This window comes from Hafnia alvei (assembly GCF_964063325.1).
Lineage (GTDB): Bacteria > Pseudomonadota > Gammaproteobacteria > Enterobacterales > Enterobacteriaceae > Hafnia > Hafnia alvei_B.
Map to the genome: position 1 here is coordinate 3,101,700 of NZ_OZ061315.1, position 16,391 is coordinate 3,118,090.

Below are 16,391 nucleotides of genomic sequence, written 5' to 3' on the forward strand. Positions count from 1 at the left end.
ACCTACAACTTGAAAGATGAAGGGTATATCACTTAACCAATAACAACAGAGCCAATACGACTACTGCGCCCACACCCATAGATGCCATATACCAGCGCAACTGACCGTTTTCACTCACCGCAAGACCACGATTACCCCAACGCGCAAAGACGGCGAACAGGTTCATCAGGCTGTTTAGCGGATCGCGCTGTAACAGGTAAGCAATCGCTTTAAACGGCTTAACAAAGATCATGTTGTACAGCCAGTCAAAGCCCCATGCATGGAACCACCACGTTGAGAAGAAGCGACCCGGCGCGCTCTGCGCCACGCTATTCACAAACTGACGTTTCCCAAGGTACAAGACAGCAGCCAGCAGGATGCCAACGATAGCCACGACGCCGGAGATAATTTCTAACGTCATTTTACCCGCTTCACCGCCGTGGCTTTCTGGTAACACACCCGCCAACGGTGGCGTAATCAACGCACCGATGAAGGTAGAAAGCACCAGCAACACAATCAGCGGCAGGCTATGCGCAATGCCTTTGCCCGCATGTGCTTTGGTGTGTGCTTCGCCATGAAACACAATGAAAATCATACGGAAGGTATACAGCGACGTCAGGAACGCACCCACCAAGCCCGCAGTCATCAGGTTGACGTGGCCGGAAGCCAACGCACCCCACAGGATTTCATCTTTACTGTAGAAGCCCGCGGTGACGATTGGCAACGCAGATAGCGCAGCCCCACCGACCAAGAAGCAGATGTAAACCAGCGGCAGCGATTTACGCAACCCACCCATTTTGAAGATGTTCTGCTCGTGGTGGCAGGCCAAAATCACCGAACCAGAAGAGAGGAACAGCAGCGCTTTAAAGAACGCATGCGTCATCAGATGGAAGATTGCCGCATCCCATGCTTGAACGCCCAGCGCCAAGAACATGTAGCCGATTTGACTCATGGTTGAGTAAGCCAGCACGCGTTTGATGTCGGTTTGTACCAGCGCGGCGAAACCAGCCAGCACCAACGTGACCGCACCAACAATACCCACCAAATGCAGTACTTCTGGCGCCATCAGGAACAGGCCGTGCGTACGTGCAATCAGGTAGACACCCGCGGTAACCATGGTCGCGGCATGGATCAAAGCAGAAACCGGCGTTGGACCCGCCATCGCATCCGCTAACCATGTTTGCAACGGCAGCTGTGCTGATTTACCTACGGCACCGCCCAGCAGCATCAGCGTCGCCCACGTAATCGCGGCCGAGCCTACTTCCAGTTTTTGCGGAGCTAGAATCATCAGTTCACGGATGTTCAGCGTGCCCAGTTCGTTGTAAAGAATGAACAGGCCAATCGCCAAGAACACGTCACCCACGCGAGTCACGATGAACGCCTTCATTGCCGCCGCACCGTTAGCCGGATTAGTGTAGTAGAAGCCAATCAGCAGATAACTGCACAGCCCTACCCCTTCCCAGCCCAGATACATCAGCAGCAGGTTATCCGCCAGAACCAATACCACCATGCTGGCGATAAACAGGTTGGTATAAGCGAAGAAACGCGAGTAGCCCTCTTCACCGCGCATATACCAAGAGGCGAACATATGAATGAAGAAGCCCACGCCGGTGACCACAGACAGCATGGTCAGCGATAGACCGTCCAGCGTTAAGGTGACAGGAATACCGAAGTCACCCACGGCCATCCAGTTCCACAGATGTTGGTTGAACACCTGCACGCCGTCGGCTTTTTGACTTAAGAAATCAAAACCCACATAGGCGGTAACCAGCGCAGCCAGCCCGATAGAACCGACACCGATGATGGCCGACGTATTTTCTGACCAGCGACCACGGGAAAATGCCAACAGCAAGAACCCGATTAACGGTAGCAATATTGTTAAGTAGAGTAGGTTCATCCGCGCATCTCACTGACAGTATCGATATTCAGGGTGTTGCGACGACGATGCAATTGCAGCAACAGCGCCAAGCCAATACTCGCTTCCGCCGCGGCCAAGCTTATCGCCAGAATGTACATCACCTGACCATCTGCTTGTCCCCAATAGCTCCCCGCCACCACGAATGCCAAAGCAGCCGCGTTGATCATGATTTCCAAGCTAATCAGCATAAACAGCAGATTGCGCCGGATTAACAGGCCGGTCAGTCCCAGTACAAACAGGATGGCCGCCAGAATTAAACCGTGTTGTAACGGGATCATGCTCGCTCCTCCGCCTTATTTTTTACCGCCATAGCCTTGGCTTTATTGGCATCCGCTTCTGGCGCTTTGCTGAAGACTTCGCCCTGCTTGTGCTCGCGTCCCACATGGAACGCCACCACTAGACCAGCCAGCAACAGCATAGACACCAACTCAACGGCCAGAACATACGGGCCAAACAGCGCGATACCGACCGCTTTCGCGTCAATCATGTCGCCGCTGATCCCCTGATCGTTCACGCTCATAATGGCGTACACCAGCACCGCCAACAGGATCAGAGACAAAATGCTCGGCCCAATCCACAGCGTTGGTTTCAACCATGCGCGCTCTTGCTCCACCACCGAATTACCGAGGTTAAGCATCATGACCACGAAGACGAACAGAACCATAATCGCACCGGCATAAACGATGATCTCCAAAGCACCCGCAAAGTAAGCGCCAAGAGAGAAGAACACCGCCGCAATCGCCAGTAACGACACGATCAAATACAGCAAGGCGTGAACCGGATTGGCATGCGAGATCACTCGGATCGTTGCCACCACGGCCACCAGCGCTGCAATGTAGAATGCAAATTCCATGCTTGGCTCCTTAGAACCTATTTATATCTATTACGCTCACTGATACTTTGTCAAAAACAGGCTCAAAATGCTCATTTACGTCGGTAAACTGCGCTTTCTCGCCTGTTTTTTCCTCGTCTGAGTTTCGCTCATGACGATAGTAAACAGGTTCTACGGCAGCAGACCTTTAACATCAATCGGCTTCGCTTCGTTTTCGGCTTCGCCTTTCGCTTTGCCGTCGATAGCCATACCGGCCATACGATAGAAGTTATATTCCGGATATTTACCCGGGCCCGAGATCAGAAGATCTTCTTTTTCGTATACCAAATCCTGACGCTTAAACTCACCCAGTTCAAAATCTGGCGTTAGCTGAATAGCGGTCGTTGGACACGCTTCTTCACACAGACCACAGAAGATGCAGCGAGAGAAGTTGATGCGGAAAAACTCTGGATACCAGCGACCATCTTTGGTTTCTGCTTTCTGCAAAGAAATACAGCCAACCGGACAGGCAACGGCACACAGGTTACAGGCAACGCAGCGCTCTTCACCGTCGGGATCGCGGGTTAACACGATACGACCACGGTAACGAGGCGGCAGATATACCGGCTCTTCCGGATACATTTGGGTTTCGCGCTTAGCAAACGCATGCAAGCCAATCATCCACAGGCTGCGCACTTGGGTGCCGAAACCAACCACTAACTCTTTCAATGTCATGGTTACATTCACCCCTTATTGAGCGTTATACAAAATCACGGCGGCGGTCGCCAACAGGTTCAACAGCGTCAACGGCAGGCAAATTTTCCAGCCGAATGACATCACCTGGTCATAGCGAGGACGCGGCAGTGACGCACGCACCAGAATAAACATCACCATGAAGAAGGCAGTCTTGATTGCAAACCAGATAACCGGCGGCAGGAATGGTCCCTGCCAGCCTCCGAAGAACAGCGTTACAATCAGCGCTGATACGGTGACGATCCCGATATATTCCCCCACGAAGAACAGACCGAATTTCATCCCGGAATATTCAATGTGGTAACCGTCGGCCAGTTCTTGCTCGGCTTCCGGTTGGTCAAATGGATGACGGTGACATACCGCAACACCGGCAATAATAAAGGTCAGGAATCCAAAGAACTGCGGGATGACGTTCCACAGGTGAGACTGTGATTCAACGATAGCCTGCATGTTGAAGGAGTCAGCCTGCGCAACCACGCCCATCACCGAAAGGCCGAGGAACACTTCATAGCTCAGCGTCTGCGCAGAAGCACGCATCGCACCCAGCAAGGAGTATTTGTTGTTGCTCGACCAACCGGCAAACAGCACGGCGTAAACCGCAAGACCTGCCATCATCAAGAAGAACAGAATACCGATGTTCAGATCGGCCCCCATCCACGTTGGGCTTACAGGCACAATTGCGAAAGCCAGCAACAGAGAGGAGAACGCAATCATCGGCGCCAAGGTAAAGATCAGGCGATCGGAGAAGCGTGGAACCCAGTCTTCTTTGAAGAACATTTTGACCATATCCGCAACCAGCTGGAGCGAGCCGCCCCAGCCAACACGGTTTGGTCCATAACGGTTCTGGAACAGGCCGAGCAAACGACGTTCGCCGAAGCTCATAAATGCCCCACAGGTGACCACCACCAGCAAAATCACCACCGCTTTAAGCACGGTGAGAATGATGTCGATCACGTCTGGCGTTAGCCAACTCATAATGCTGCCTCCCGCACTTTCGTTTCCTGAATAGCGTCAATTTTGCTTCCGTTCAGCACCGGAGAGATCCCTGGCAGACCCAGAGGCAGACCGATTTGACCTGACTGCAAATTATCGCTTAAGCGCACTGGCAGCGTCAGTTTCTGTTCTGCAACAGTCAGCTCCAGAACCGTTCCACTGTTCACGCCCAACTGCGCCGCATCCGCCGGATTTACCATCACGTACGCTTCTGGCATACGGGTTTGGATAACCGGTGCACGCTGAGTCATCTCGTCGCTACCAAACAGATGGTAGTAAGGAGCAACTACCCAACCCGCATTCTGATAGGCAGCAGGTACCGCGTCGAAGTAAGCCAATGAGCCTTCACCGGCCGCGATTAAACGCACGCCCGGATCGCCGTGGCGCAGATGCCCACCGACTTCGGCTTGGAATTTGTTCCATGCCTGCGGTGAGTTCCAGCCCGGAGCCCAAGCAAATGGGATCTGCTGACGATCTTCCAATGGACCACTGTACCCTTCCATTGAGAACGCAAACGCGGTGTCTTTGTCCTGCGGCTGGCGCGGTTCATGCACGCTAATGTTGGCGCGCATTGCGGTGCGGCCACTATAACGGTGCGGTTCACGAGCCAGTTTCTGACCTTTGATACGGAAGCTTGCGTCCGGTGCCGCGTCCACGATGCCTTGCAGCTGTGGGTAGGCTTTCACACAAGATTCAATCACTTGATCCAGCTGCGTCCAGTCGATATGGCGGCTTTCGACGGTGGTGTGCAGGGAATGCAACCAACGCCAGCTTTCCAACATAATGGACGGCGTATTTTTCTTCGGATCGTCGTAATAAGCCGGATCGTAAACCTGGAAGAAGCGCTGTGCGCGACCTTCTTGGTTAACCAAGGTGCCATCACTTTCGGCAAAGCTTGCCGCAGAGAGCACCAGATCGGCTTTATCCATGATTTCTGTGCGTTGATGATCGACCACGATCAGGCTTTGGGCTTTCGCCAAAGCGGCATCAACACGCGCGGCTGGCGCATGGCGATAAAGATCGTTTTCCAACACCACAACGGCATCAGCGTTGCCCTGTTCCAGCTCAACCAGCGCATCGTCAATCGACGGTGCATTCATCATTGCCAGACCCATGCTGTTCGCTTCGGCGGCAATAAAGGTGATACCGACATCCAGATCGCGCGCTTTCAACGCTTTAGCAACGTTCGCTGCCGCTTCAATCAGCGGTGTGTAACCGGCATTGCTGCCCGTTACGATCAGCGGTTTTTTCGCTCCAGCCAATGCCTGAACGATCACCTCAACCTGCTTGCGCACGTCGTCTGATAAACCTTCAACCGCAGGGGCTGAGTTATCCAACGCATGAGCCACAGCGAAGCCTAAACGTGCTTGTTCGGCGACCGGTGCGCGATAGTTCAACGCAGCAATATCATCCAAACGAGTGTCGTCAATGCTGGTCATGAACAGCGGATACTTGGCACGTTGGCCAATGTTTTGAATCGCCGCAATCTGCCAGTCTGCCACACGCTGAGCCGCTGCCATCGCACGCGCTTTGCCTTTCACGGCCTGACGCAGCGCTAACGCGATACGCGCAGCGGTTTGGGTCACGTCTTCACCGAGGATCAGCACCGCATCGTAGCTTTCCATCTCACGCAGAGCTGGGGTATAGATACCGCCCTCGCGCAGGATTTTTTGCATCAGATTCAAACGGCTCAATTCACCCGCTTCAACGCCGCTGTAGAAGTTTTCCGCGCCTACCAGTTCACGTAGCGCATAGTTGCTTTCGAGGCTGGCACGCGGAGAGCCGATACCGATGGTTTTCTTCGCCTGACGCAGCAGATCCGCCGCACCCTGCATGGCCTGATCGGCATTCAGGTGGATCCAGTCGTTACCACGACGCTGTTGCGGCTGGCGAGGACGATCTTTCAGGTTGACATAGCCATAGCCGAAACGGCCACGGTCACACAGGAAGTAATGGTTAACGGTGCCGTTAAAACGGTTTTCGATACGACGAATTTCACCGTAGCGCTCGCCCGGACTGGTGTTACAACCCACGCTGCACTGCTGGCAGATGCTTGGGGCAAACTGCATGTCCCATTTACGGTTATAACGCTCGGAGTGCGTTTTATCGGTGAATACGCCGGTTGGGCACACTTCGACCAAGTTACCGGAGAATTCACTCTCCAGCGTGCCGCTTTCTGGGCGACCAAAGTAGACGTTGTCGTGCGCGCCATACACACCGAAATCGGTGCCATCAGCGTAATCTTTGTAGTAACGCACACAGCGGTAACAGGCGATGCAGCGGTTCATTTCATGAGAAATAAACGGCCCCAGTTCCTGATTGTTGTGAGTACGTTTGGTGAAGCGATAGCGACGGAAGCTATGACCGGTCATCACCGTCATATCTTGCAGATGGCAGTTACCGCCCTCTTCACACACAGGACAGTCATGCGGATGGTTAGTCATTAACCATTCCACTACGCTCTCACGGAACGTTTTCGCTTCTGCATCATCGATGGAAATAAAGGTTCCATCCTGCGCGGGTGTCATACATGACATTACCAGACGACCGCGGGTATCTTCCGCGTTCTGGTATTGCTTAACCGCACACTGGCGGCAAGCACCGACGCTGCCCAGCGCCGGGTGCCAGCAAAAGTAAGGAATATCAAGTCCGAGAGAGAGACATGCCTGTAGCAGGTTCTCCGCCCCGTTAACTTCATACTCTTTGCCGTCTACATGAATTGTAGCCATTAGCATGCTTCCAAAATAAGAAAACTTTGACCCTAAACCCCCTCCCAACCTCCCTCTTCGCAGAGGGAGGAGCAAACCTGCCGTCTATCGAGCAGATTGGGGTGGGGCTAAAATTACCAGCGCGATTTCAGCAGGTTTGGCTGAATGCCCTTAATGGCATTCAAGTTGCCGTAATCTTTCGCGGCAATACCTGCTTCAAACTCTTCGCGGAAATATTTAATGGCGCTTTGCAGTGGCTCAACCGCACCTGGCGCATGCGCGCAGAACGTTTTACCTGGGCCTAAATGACGGCACAGCTGTTCTAGCGTCTCAATATCGCCCGGTTGACCTTCACCACGCTCAAGGGCACGCAGGATTTTTACGCTCCACGGCAAACCATCACGGCATGGTGTACACCAGCCGCAGGATTCGCGAGCGAAGAATTCTTCTAGGTTGCGTACCAATGGCACCATGCCAATTTCGTTATCCACGGCCATTGCCAACGCGGTACCTAAACGGCTACCCGCTTTACCAATGCTGGCAAAGTCCATTGGCAGATCCAGATGATCGCCGGTCAGGAAGTCAGTCCCTGCCCCGCCTGGCTGCCACGCTTTGAGCGTTAAACCATCGCGCATACCACCGGCGTAATCTTCCAGAATCTCGCGTGCGGTGGTGCCAAACGGCAGTTCCCACAGGCCTGGATTCTTCACACGGCCGGAGAAGCCCATGAGTTTAGTACCCGCATCTTCGCTCTTACCGGCAGACAGACCTTTGTACCAGTCTACGCCGTGCTCGATAATTGCAGGTACGTTACACAGAGTTTCAACGTTGTTGACGCACGTTGGTTTACCCCATACCCCTGAGCTTGCAGGGAATGGCGGTTTTGAACGTGGGTTTGCACGACGACCTTCCAGCGAGTTAATCAATGCGGTTTCTTCACCGCAGATATAACGACCCGCACCGGTATGCACAAACAGTTCGAAGTCAAAGCCGCTGCCGAGGATATTTTTACCCAGCAGGCCAGCCGCTTTGGCCTCTTCAATCGCTTTACGCAGGTTTACCGCAGCTTCAACATATTCTCCGCGCAGGAAGATATAACCACGGTAGGATTTCAACGCGAACGCCGCGATCAGCATGCCTTCCACCAGCAGGTGCGGCATCTGTTCCATCAGCAGACGATCTTTGTAGGTACCTGGCTCCATTTCATCGGCGTTACACAGCAGGTAACGGATGTTCATGGATTCATCTTTTGGCATCAGGCTCCACTTCAAACCGGTGGAGAAACCTGCACCGCCGCGCCCTTTCAAGCCAGCGTCTTTAACCAGATTAACGACTTCATCCTGAGCCATGCCTTTGAGCGCTTTTTCAGCACCCTGATAGCCACTTTTACTGCGATATTCATCCAGCCACACTGGCTGGCGGTCATCGCGTAAACGCCACGTCAGCGGATGGCTTTCCGCTGAACGTGTTGGAACTAAAGCTGAAGGAATTGTCATTTATACTGCTCCAACAATTCGACGACGTTCTCCGGCGTCAGGTGAGCATGAGTATCTTCATCGATCATCATATTCGGCCCCTTGTCGCAGTTACCCAGACAACAGGTTGGCAGCAGCGTAAAGCGTCCATCAAACGTGGTTTGACCCGGTTTGATGTTCAGCTTGCGCTCCAGCGCGGCCTGAATACCTTGATACCCATTGATATGGCACACCACGCTATCGCAATAGCGAATAATGTGGCGCCCTACCGGCTGACGGAAGATCTGGCTGTAAAATGTGGCCACACCTTCCACGTCGGCGGCAGGAATATCCAGCACTTCGGCAATGGCATAAATCGCGCCATCGGGAACCCAACCGTGTTCTTTTTGCACAATTTTCAGTGCTTCAATCGACGCGGCGCGCGGATCTTCATAGTGATGTTTTTCATGCTCGATGGCCTCACGGGCGCTATCGCTGAGCACGAAAACCTCTTCTTTAGCTAAAGATTGATCTGACATGATTAGCGGTCCACATCTGACATAACGAAATCAATACTGCCGAGGTATACGATCAGGTCGGATACCAGGCTGCCACGAATTACCGCTGGGATCTGTTGCAGGTGCGCATAGCTCGGAGTACGAATGCGCGTACGGTAGCTCATGGTGCTGCCGTCACTGGTCAGATAGTAGCTGTTGATCCCTTTGGTCGCTTCGACCATCTGGAACGATTCGTTTGCAGGCATAACCGGCCCCCACGACACTTGTAGGAAGTGGGTGATCAGGGTTTCGATATGCTGCAGCGTACGCTCTTTTGGCGGCGGCGTGGTCAGTGGATGGTCGGCTTTAAACGGACCTTCCGGCATGTTTTTGTAGCACTGCTCAAGAATACGCAGACTCTGACGAAGCTCTTCCACCTTCAGCATCACACGGTCATAGCAGTCACCGTTGTGGCCGACAGGCACTTCAAAATCAAAGTTTTCGTAGCCTGAATATGGACGCCATTTACGCACGTCAAACTCAATACCCGTCGCACGCAAACCTGCGCCCGTTACGCCCCAATCCAATGCTTCTTTGGAATTGTAAGCAGCAACGCCGACAGAACGCCCTTTCAGGATGGTGTTTTTTAGTGCGGCTTTCACGTATGAATCTAGACGTTTTGGCATCCAGTCAAGGAAGTCGCGCAGCAAGCGTTCCCAACCACGTGGCAGATCGTGTGCGACACCGCCGATACGGAACCATGCTGGGTGCATACGGAAACCGGTAATCGCTTCAACCACGTCATACACTTTCTGACGGTCGGTGAAGGCGAAGAATACCGGCGTCATTGCGCCAACGTCTTGAATAAAGGTAGAGATATACAGCAGATGGCTGTTGATACGGAACAGTTCAGACAGCATAACGCGGATCACTTTCACGCGTTCTGGCACTTCGATACCCGCCAGTTTTTCAACCGCAAGCACGTAAGGCATTTCATTCACGCACCCGCCGAGGTATTCAATACGGTCGGTATACGGAATATAGCTGTGCCATGACTGACGTTCGCCCATCTTCTCTGCGCCACGGTGGTGATAGCCCACGTCTGGCACACAGTCGACAATCTCTTCACCGTCCAACTGCAGCACGATGCGGAACGCACCGTGAGAAGATGGGTGGTTAGGCCCCAAGTTCAGGAACATAAAGTCTTCGTTTTCAGTGCTGCGCTTCATTCCCCAATCTTCAGGTTTGAAGGTTAACGACTCCATTTCCAGATCTTGTTTCTGTTTGGTCAGTTCAAACGGATCAAATTCTGTTGCACGCGCTGGGTAATCTTTACGCAGCGGATGACCTTCCCAAGATTGCGGCATCATAATGCGCGTCAAATGAGGATGGCCATCAAAAGTCATACCGAACATTTCCCAGGTTTCACGCTCATACCAGTTGGCGTTAGGGAAAATCTTGGTCACGGTCGGTAGGTGCATGTCTTTTTCAGACAATGCCACCTTGAGCATGATGTCGCGATTTCGTTCAATAGAGATGATGTGGTAGAAGACCGAGAAATCTGCTTCTGGCAAGCCCTGACGATGAGTACGCAGGCGCTCGTCCATGCCGTGTAAGTCAAACAGCATGACATACGGCTTAGGCAGTTTCTTCAGGAAGGTCATAACTTCCAGTAATTGCTCACGCTTCACCCAAACAACAGGCATTCCGGTGCGGGTGGGCTGAACGGTAAAGGCATCGGGCCCAAAACGGTTGCGCAATTCACCGATCACCGGATCATCGAGATGATCGCGGGTTTGCCAGGCAGGCAAATTCAGATCTTGCGTCGTCGAATCTGTCATAATTTTTATCACCACGCTTTTACTTTACTTGCTGGGAAACCAGCAAACTAACGGGCTAAATCATTCGCTACTCAAAACTGCAATCCATCTTCTGACGCTCACATCTTCAGTAGACTGCACAAGGCGCAAATTAAATTTCGTCTGGTGAACGCAGATTGGTTACTGCAATGCGTTCAGCACGCTTACGTTCTTTTTCTGATGGCATGTTGGCACGGTAAACACCTTGATCGCCGACAACCCACGATAATGGGCGGCGTTCTTTACCGATAGATTCCTGCAACAGCATCAATGCCTGCATATAGGCTTCTGGACGCGGCGGACATCCCGGGATATACACATCAACCGGAATAAATTTGTCCACGCCCTGCACCACAGAATAGATGTCGTACATGCCGCCGGAGTTCGCACAGGAACCCATTGAGATCACCCATTTTGGCTCCAGCATTTGGTCATAAAGACGCTGGATGACCGGTGCCATTTTGGTGAAACAGGTTCCTGCAACCACCATAAAGTCGGCCTGACGCGGTGAAGCACGCAGTACTTCCGCACCAAAACGCGCAACGTCATGCACCGCAGTGAATGACGTCACCATCTCCACATAACAACAAGAAAGGCCGAAGTTATACGGCCAAAGCGAGTTTTTACGCCCCCAGTTCACCATGTCATGCAGGGCATTTTCGAGTTTGCCCATGTAAACACTGCGGTGAACATGTTGTTCCAGAGGATCGGTTACGATCTCCTGTTTTTGCAGGGGGTAACGGTCGTTCTCACCGTCCGGATCGATGCGGGTGAGCGTATAATCCATCTTTATGCCTCAATTCTTTCTCTATAAATGGTGACTAATAGGCCAGACTTACTGCGGGCGGCTATCGGTATTCGTAACGGTACTTTCGTGCTCTACACGGCGCTTGGAACGAGCCGGCGTCCAATCAAGCGCGCCAATACGCACCAAATAGAACAGGCCTGCTAACAGCACCAAAATGAAAATTGCCGCTTCGATAAAGCCAACCCATCCACTCTCCCGGATGGAGACAGACCATGCATATAGATACAAGGCTTCCACATCAAAGATGACGAAGAACATGGCGACCAGATAAAACTTAGCAGACAGACGCAAACGCGCCGAACCTACTGAGTCGATACCGGATTCATAAGGCGTATTTTTCGAGCGCGCGCGTGCTCTCCCACCGAGTGCATATGCTCCAAGAAGCATAACCCCACATAGCCCGAGTGCGATGATGATAAATACGGCGAATGCCCAGTGATGAGCGATTACTTCAGTGGCTGTTGACATACTCTTATGCTTACTCATCAAACGTGATGCGTCTCGCTGCATTGAAGAAATGCAGGTGCACCACAACGACTAAGGGAAGGAAAAGGACCACAAGAAAACACCTGTTTTTAATGATTAAACAGAGTTTTACTGTGGGCTTTTTACTCCTTTCTATAACCTTTTGTCAACTTTGACAAAGGTAACAACACATTAATTTACAACACCACATTTTACTTAACATTTGATGCGTCTGCACGACGTATTAACATCCTTAATAAGGTTTGCAAGTTGCATCAGTAACGTGTCGATTATGTAAACAAAAGTGAATGTTTGGTAGCCACTATACCATTTTCTTAGGTATTACCCGTTCTTCATCGTGGGTATCTCGGGCATTTTTATGACGCAGATCACATTAACAATGATAAGCAGACAAATGAATATTCATTCAGGAAGGCATGGCCGGAAGATTGCTTAACAAAAATTGTGCGTATTTTGCACAGACCCCATTTAGTGAGAATGGTTTTCATTTAACTAATTGATGGCAAAGCGGAATCGGTTCAGTAATGCGGGATAGGTATCGTTGGCTGAGAGATGTTAAATTTATTTGTCAAAAGAAGAATAGTCACACACCGGCATTTTTATGCACTTCTGCCGGTGTGTGAAATTAAGCTCAGATGAGCGAAGAGATCTCAATTTCAAGCCACATCTTCTGGTCCGCTTGAAACAGAGCCCTCCTGTTCAGTCTGTACCGTCACGCCTGCACCTCCCTCAATATAAGGGTCGGAACCTGCTTTTAATGAACTGAACAATATTGTAGCTAGCTCATTAGTACAGCTCGGTGCTAAGCAAAGCGCATACTCAGTTTCAGGTAACTTAGGTAGACGCTCAGACAAACCAAGAACGCGTAATTCCGGGCTCATCATCTCAATAGGGCGTGCGGTTACGCCTAAACCTGCTTTCACTGCGGCGCGTACCGCTGAAAGCGTGGAAGCCACATAGGCAATACGCCATGGAATTCCCGCCTCATTGAGGTGCTTAATGGCAAGCGCTCGGAAAGGACTTGGTTCATCCAGTACAACCAATGGCACCGGTTCGTTGGGTTGAAAGTCGTAATCCGTGGCACAAAACCATACGGTCGGAGAGCGTCTTAAGGTTTCATAAGAAAACTCATCGAACCCCATCGTGGTAATAGCTAGATCTATTTCTCTGTCTTTGAGTAATTGCCTCATGTCTGGACTGCGCTTGACCCTAACGTCTATTTCCAGTTTGGGGTACAAACTAGTAAAGCGACTTAGAAGAAATGGCAGGATACTATCGGCAGTATCATCAGTTGCACCGATAATCAGTGAACCCTGTAGATGGTTGTAAATCAATGAACTACAGGCTTCATCATTAAAGCGTAAAATTTTACGCGCATAACCTAATAGCTGTACTCCGTGTTCCGTCAGTTGTTTGTTTCGCCCATGGCGAGCAAAAAGTTCTTTGCCCACCAGTTGCTCCAAACGTTGCATTTGCTGGCTCACCGCAGATTGTGTTCTTTGCACCACAATGGCTGCTGCAGCAAAAGTCTTCACATCGGCGACAGCTACAAACGTTCGCAGCAAATCTAAATCTAAGTTAATCGTAGGACGATGTGTGTTTATCATATCTATTTCTCATTATTAGTCAGCGACTATAAACCCTGGTATTTAAAACGTATTACTACCTAGATAAACGGCACCCTCCCCTCATTGCTGTTAGCAACAACTGAAAATACTTAATTAAAATTTTCAGCAAGTTTAATTATGGCTTAAAAACAAATTTAAAGCATAAAATACGCAAAAAGATTTGCATTGTTGAGTGTCTCTTATTAATTAGGTCAGATACTCGACCATCAATCAACTAAAAGATTGTTTTACAATAGCTTTATAATGGCAGTAGTTTTATTTTTCTTGTGGTTATCTGCCACCAGTAATAAATAAATTAATAATTCTAATGTAATAAAAATAACAGAGACCGGTTTCATTAAGCTTAGCTGTTGTTTCCTTGAGAGAGTTTTTTCTTTTTTAAAGCAAAAATCAGAATACTCAAAGAAAACATAATTAATAGCCCTGTGATAAACCACTGTAAACCTCCCGTAAGCATCCCTCCAACATAAGAGTAAACGAGGGTTGCAGGTAGCTGCCCTATTCCAGTGGCTATTAGGAATGTCCTTACTTTAATTGAGGTTAACCCCGCTGCATAGCTAATAATGTCAAACGAGATGAACGGTAACAGGCGGCAAATCAAGATGGTGTGTTTGCCATAACGTTCAAAAAAACGATCGCTACTGTCTAAGGCCTTTTCAGAGACAAATTTTTCGATAGTGTCTCGGCCCAACCATCGCGCAAGCACAAAGCATAACCATGCGGCAACCATTGAACTACACCATGACAGCAAAGCGCCTTGCCACCAGCCGAACAGAGCTGCGTTCGCAAACGTGATCAAAAAAGCCGGTAATGGTGCAGCAATCGCCTGAAAAATCATTAACAAAAATGAGACGCCCATGGCCCATGGCCCGAAACTGCGTAAATATTCCATCATCGCATTCACATCCAATGATGAAAAAAGCACCCATAGCACTTTCAGTTGGTGACGTACAGGTTCAAACCACATCATAGCGGCCACTATCAGACACAATAAAATGACGACATTCCTCTGGCGGCGCTTAAACATGGCGACTTCATTTCCTCATTAGTTAAACTACTAATAGAACAGCGAATTTATATTATCGCCTACGCAATAATGTAAAACATTGTGCGTTCGCACAAAGAACACGACAAAATGTTCCGCCAAAATAGACTTCTCCCGTTTATTTGTTAGGAACCTTAATGAAACTCTCTTCCCAGTTAGCCACTTCGGCGCTTTTGCTCGGCTGGCTACAAGTGGCAAACGCTGCCACCACACCCATGACTCAAACCACGCTGGCCGATGTCCAATCCCAAAAAGGTGCGGTTGTTGATACTCGCCCTAGCGCATTCTACAACGGCTGGCCGCAGAGCATTAACGGCACCTCCGGCCATGAAGCTCAGGCGGTAAATCTCTCGGCTGGCTGGTTAGACGTAATGAACGATCAGCAGTTACAGCAGTGGGCAACTCAGCACCAGATCACTCCTGACCGTAAAGTGGCTCTTTACGGGACTGCAGCACAAACGGCTGCGGTACAAACACGTTTAGCTAAACTCGGCTATGCCGATGTCACGCTGCTCAGCGATGCATTAGCCCAGCCTAAGCGCTTACAGCGCATGCCGCACTTTGAACAATTAGTCTATCCACAGTGGATTTACGATCTTCAGCAGGGAAAAGCCGTTGCCGCCAAACCTGCCGGTGAATGGAAAGTGATTGAAGCTGCATGGGGCGCACCTAAAAAATACCTCATCAGCCATATTCCCAACGCGGGCTACATCGATACCAATGACGTCGAAAGTGAACCGCTATGGAATAAAGTGTCTGATGACAAACTAAAAGCGCTGATGGCCAAACAGGGCATCAAACACGATACCACCGTGATCCTATATGGCCGCGACGTCTATGCCGCCGCCCGTGTGGCGCAGATCCTACTGTATGCGGGAGTCAAAGACGTTCGCTTACTGGATGGCGGTTGGCAGACTTGGTCAGCGGCGGGATTACCGGTCGAACGCGGCCTGCCGAAAGAGGCAAAACCAGCGCCAGACTTTGGCGCAGCCATCCCTGGACAGCCTCAGATCATGCTGAATGAAGAGCAAGCGCGTGGGTTATTAAATCGTAAAGATGCTTCTTTAGTCAGCATTCGTTCATGGCCTGAATTTACCGGTGAAACCAGCGGTTACAGCTACATCAAGCCAAAAGGCGAAATTGCGGGCGCGCGTTGGGGACATGCAGGCAGCGACTCCACGCATATGGAAGATTTCCATAACCCAGACGGCACCATGCGCTCAGCAGATGATATTGCTGCGATGTGGAAAGAGTGGCATATCACGCCGGATCAACACGTTTCTTTCTACTGCGGTACCGGCTGGAGAGCATCAGAAACCTTCATGTATGCCCGTGCAATGGGCTGGCCTTCCATCAGCGTTTACGATGGCGGCTGGTATGAATGGAGCGCAAATCCTAAGAATCCCGTGGCCACCGGAGAGCGTGGTCCAGATAGTAGCTGGAAGTAATCAC

General features: G+C 50.8%; 14 protein-coding genes. 1 reads left to right on the forward strand and 13 read right to left on the reverse strand.

The annotated features are described in order from the left end of the window. Nucleotides 1–28 precede the first annotated feature (28 nt). The 13 genes from nuoL to AB3Y96_RS14790 all read right to left on the reverse strand — a co-directional run bounded on the left by nuoL (nt 29) and on the right by AB3Y96_RS14790 (nt 14,864). Nucleotides 29–1,876 (reverse strand): NADH-quinone oxidoreductase subunit L, encoded by a 1,848-nt coding sequence (gene nuoL, locus AB3Y96_RS14730; protein WP_072309856.1) that lies wholly within the window; start codon nt 1,874–1,876, stop codon nt 29–31. Continuing rightward, the gene (gene nuoK, locus AB3Y96_RS14735) at nt 1,873–2,175 is read right to left on the reverse strand and encodes an NADH-quinone oxidoreductase subunit NuoK (RefSeq protein WP_004092601.1); all 303 of its coding nucleotides are present in this window, start codon (nt 2,173–2,175) and stop codon (nt 1,873–1,875) included. The genes nuoL and nuoK overlap by 4 nt, the downstream gene beginning before the upstream one ends. Continuing rightward, nucleotides 2,172–2,750: an NADH-quinone oxidoreductase subunit J gene (nuoJ, locus tag AB3Y96_RS14740; RefSeq protein WP_040046432.1), complete on the reverse strand. Its 579-nt coding sequence runs from the start codon at nt 2,748–2,750 to the stop codon at nt 2,172–2,174. Before nuoJ ends, nuoK begins: the two co-directional genes overlap by 4 nt. A gap of 150 nt (nt 2,751–2,900) precedes the next feature. After that, nucleotides 2,901–3,443: an NADH-quinone oxidoreductase subunit NuoI gene (nuoI, locus tag AB3Y96_RS14745; RefSeq protein ID WP_004092603.1), complete on the reverse strand. Its 543-nt coding sequence runs from the start codon at nt 3,441–3,443 to the stop codon at nt 2,901–2,903. 15 nt (nt 3,444–3,458) lie between these two features. Further along, nucleotides 3,459–4,436, reverse strand: a complete 978-nt coding sequence (gene nuoH / locus AB3Y96_RS14750; protein ID WP_025797899.1) for an NADH-quinone oxidoreductase subunit NuoH — start codon at nt 4,434–4,436, stop codon at nt 3,459–3,461. Beyond that, complete coding sequence (gene nuoG / locus AB3Y96_RS14755; protein WP_072309855.1) at nt 4,433–7,183, reverse strand: NADH-quinone oxidoreductase subunit NuoG; 2,751 nt, start codon at nt 7,181–7,183, stop codon at nt 4,433–4,435. Before nuoG ends, nuoH begins: the two co-directional genes overlap by 4 nt. Nucleotides 7,184–7,296: 113 nt before the next feature. Beyond that, entirely contained in the window at nt 7,297–8,658 is a 1,362-nt protein-coding gene (nuoF, locus tag AB3Y96_RS14760; protein ID WP_025797895.1) for an NADH-quinone oxidoreductase subunit NuoF, read from the reverse strand. Next, a complete protein-coding gene (gene nuoE, locus AB3Y96_RS14765; RefSeq protein ID WP_004092610.1) occupies nt 8,655–9,155 on the reverse strand; it encodes an NADH-quinone oxidoreductase subunit NuoE in 501 nt (166 codons plus the stop codon). Before nuoE ends, nuoF begins: the two co-directional genes overlap by 4 nt. Nucleotides 9,156–9,157: 2 nt before the next feature. After that, complete coding sequence (gene nuoC / locus AB3Y96_RS14770; RefSeq protein WP_025797893.1) at nt 9,158–10,954, reverse strand: NADH-quinone oxidoreductase subunit C/D; 1,797 nt, start codon at nt 10,952–10,954, stop codon at nt 9,158–9,160. A 130-nt stretch (nt 10,955–11,084) separates the two neighbouring features. Next, nucleotides 11,085–11,759, reverse strand: a complete 675-nt coding sequence (locus AB3Y96_RS14775; protein WP_004092613.1) for an NADH-quinone oxidoreductase subunit B family protein — start codon at nt 11,757–11,759, stop codon at nt 11,085–11,087. A 48-nt stretch (nt 11,760–11,807) separates the two neighbouring features. After that, nucleotides 11,808–12,248, reverse strand: coding sequence for an NADH-quinone oxidoreductase subunit A (locus tag AB3Y96_RS14780; RefSeq protein WP_072309854.1), 441 nt, complete (start codon nt 12,246–12,248; stop codon nt 11,808–11,810). A gap of 674 nt (nt 12,249–12,922) precedes the next feature. Further along, nucleotides 12,923–13,873, reverse strand: coding sequence for a LysR family transcriptional regulator (locus AB3Y96_RS14785; RefSeq protein ID WP_367299561.1), 951 nt, complete (start codon nt 13,871–13,873; stop codon nt 12,923–12,925). 364 nt (nt 13,874–14,237) lie between these two features. Then, on the reverse strand, nt 14,238–14,864 hold the full coding sequence (locus AB3Y96_RS14790) for a TVP38/TMEM64 family protein (RefSeq protein WP_367300328.1): 627 nt from the start codon (nt 14,862–14,864) through the stop codon (nt 14,238–14,240). Between the two features lie 212 nt (nt 14,865–15,076). Here AB3Y96_RS14790 and AB3Y96_RS14795 point away from each other — a divergent pair, with 212 nt between their 5' ends. Beyond that, entirely contained in the window at nt 15,077–16,387 is a 1,311-nt protein-coding gene (locus tag AB3Y96_RS14795) for a rhodanese-like domain-containing protein (protein WP_367299562.1), read from the forward strand. Nucleotides 16,388–16,391 lie beyond the last annotated feature (4 nt).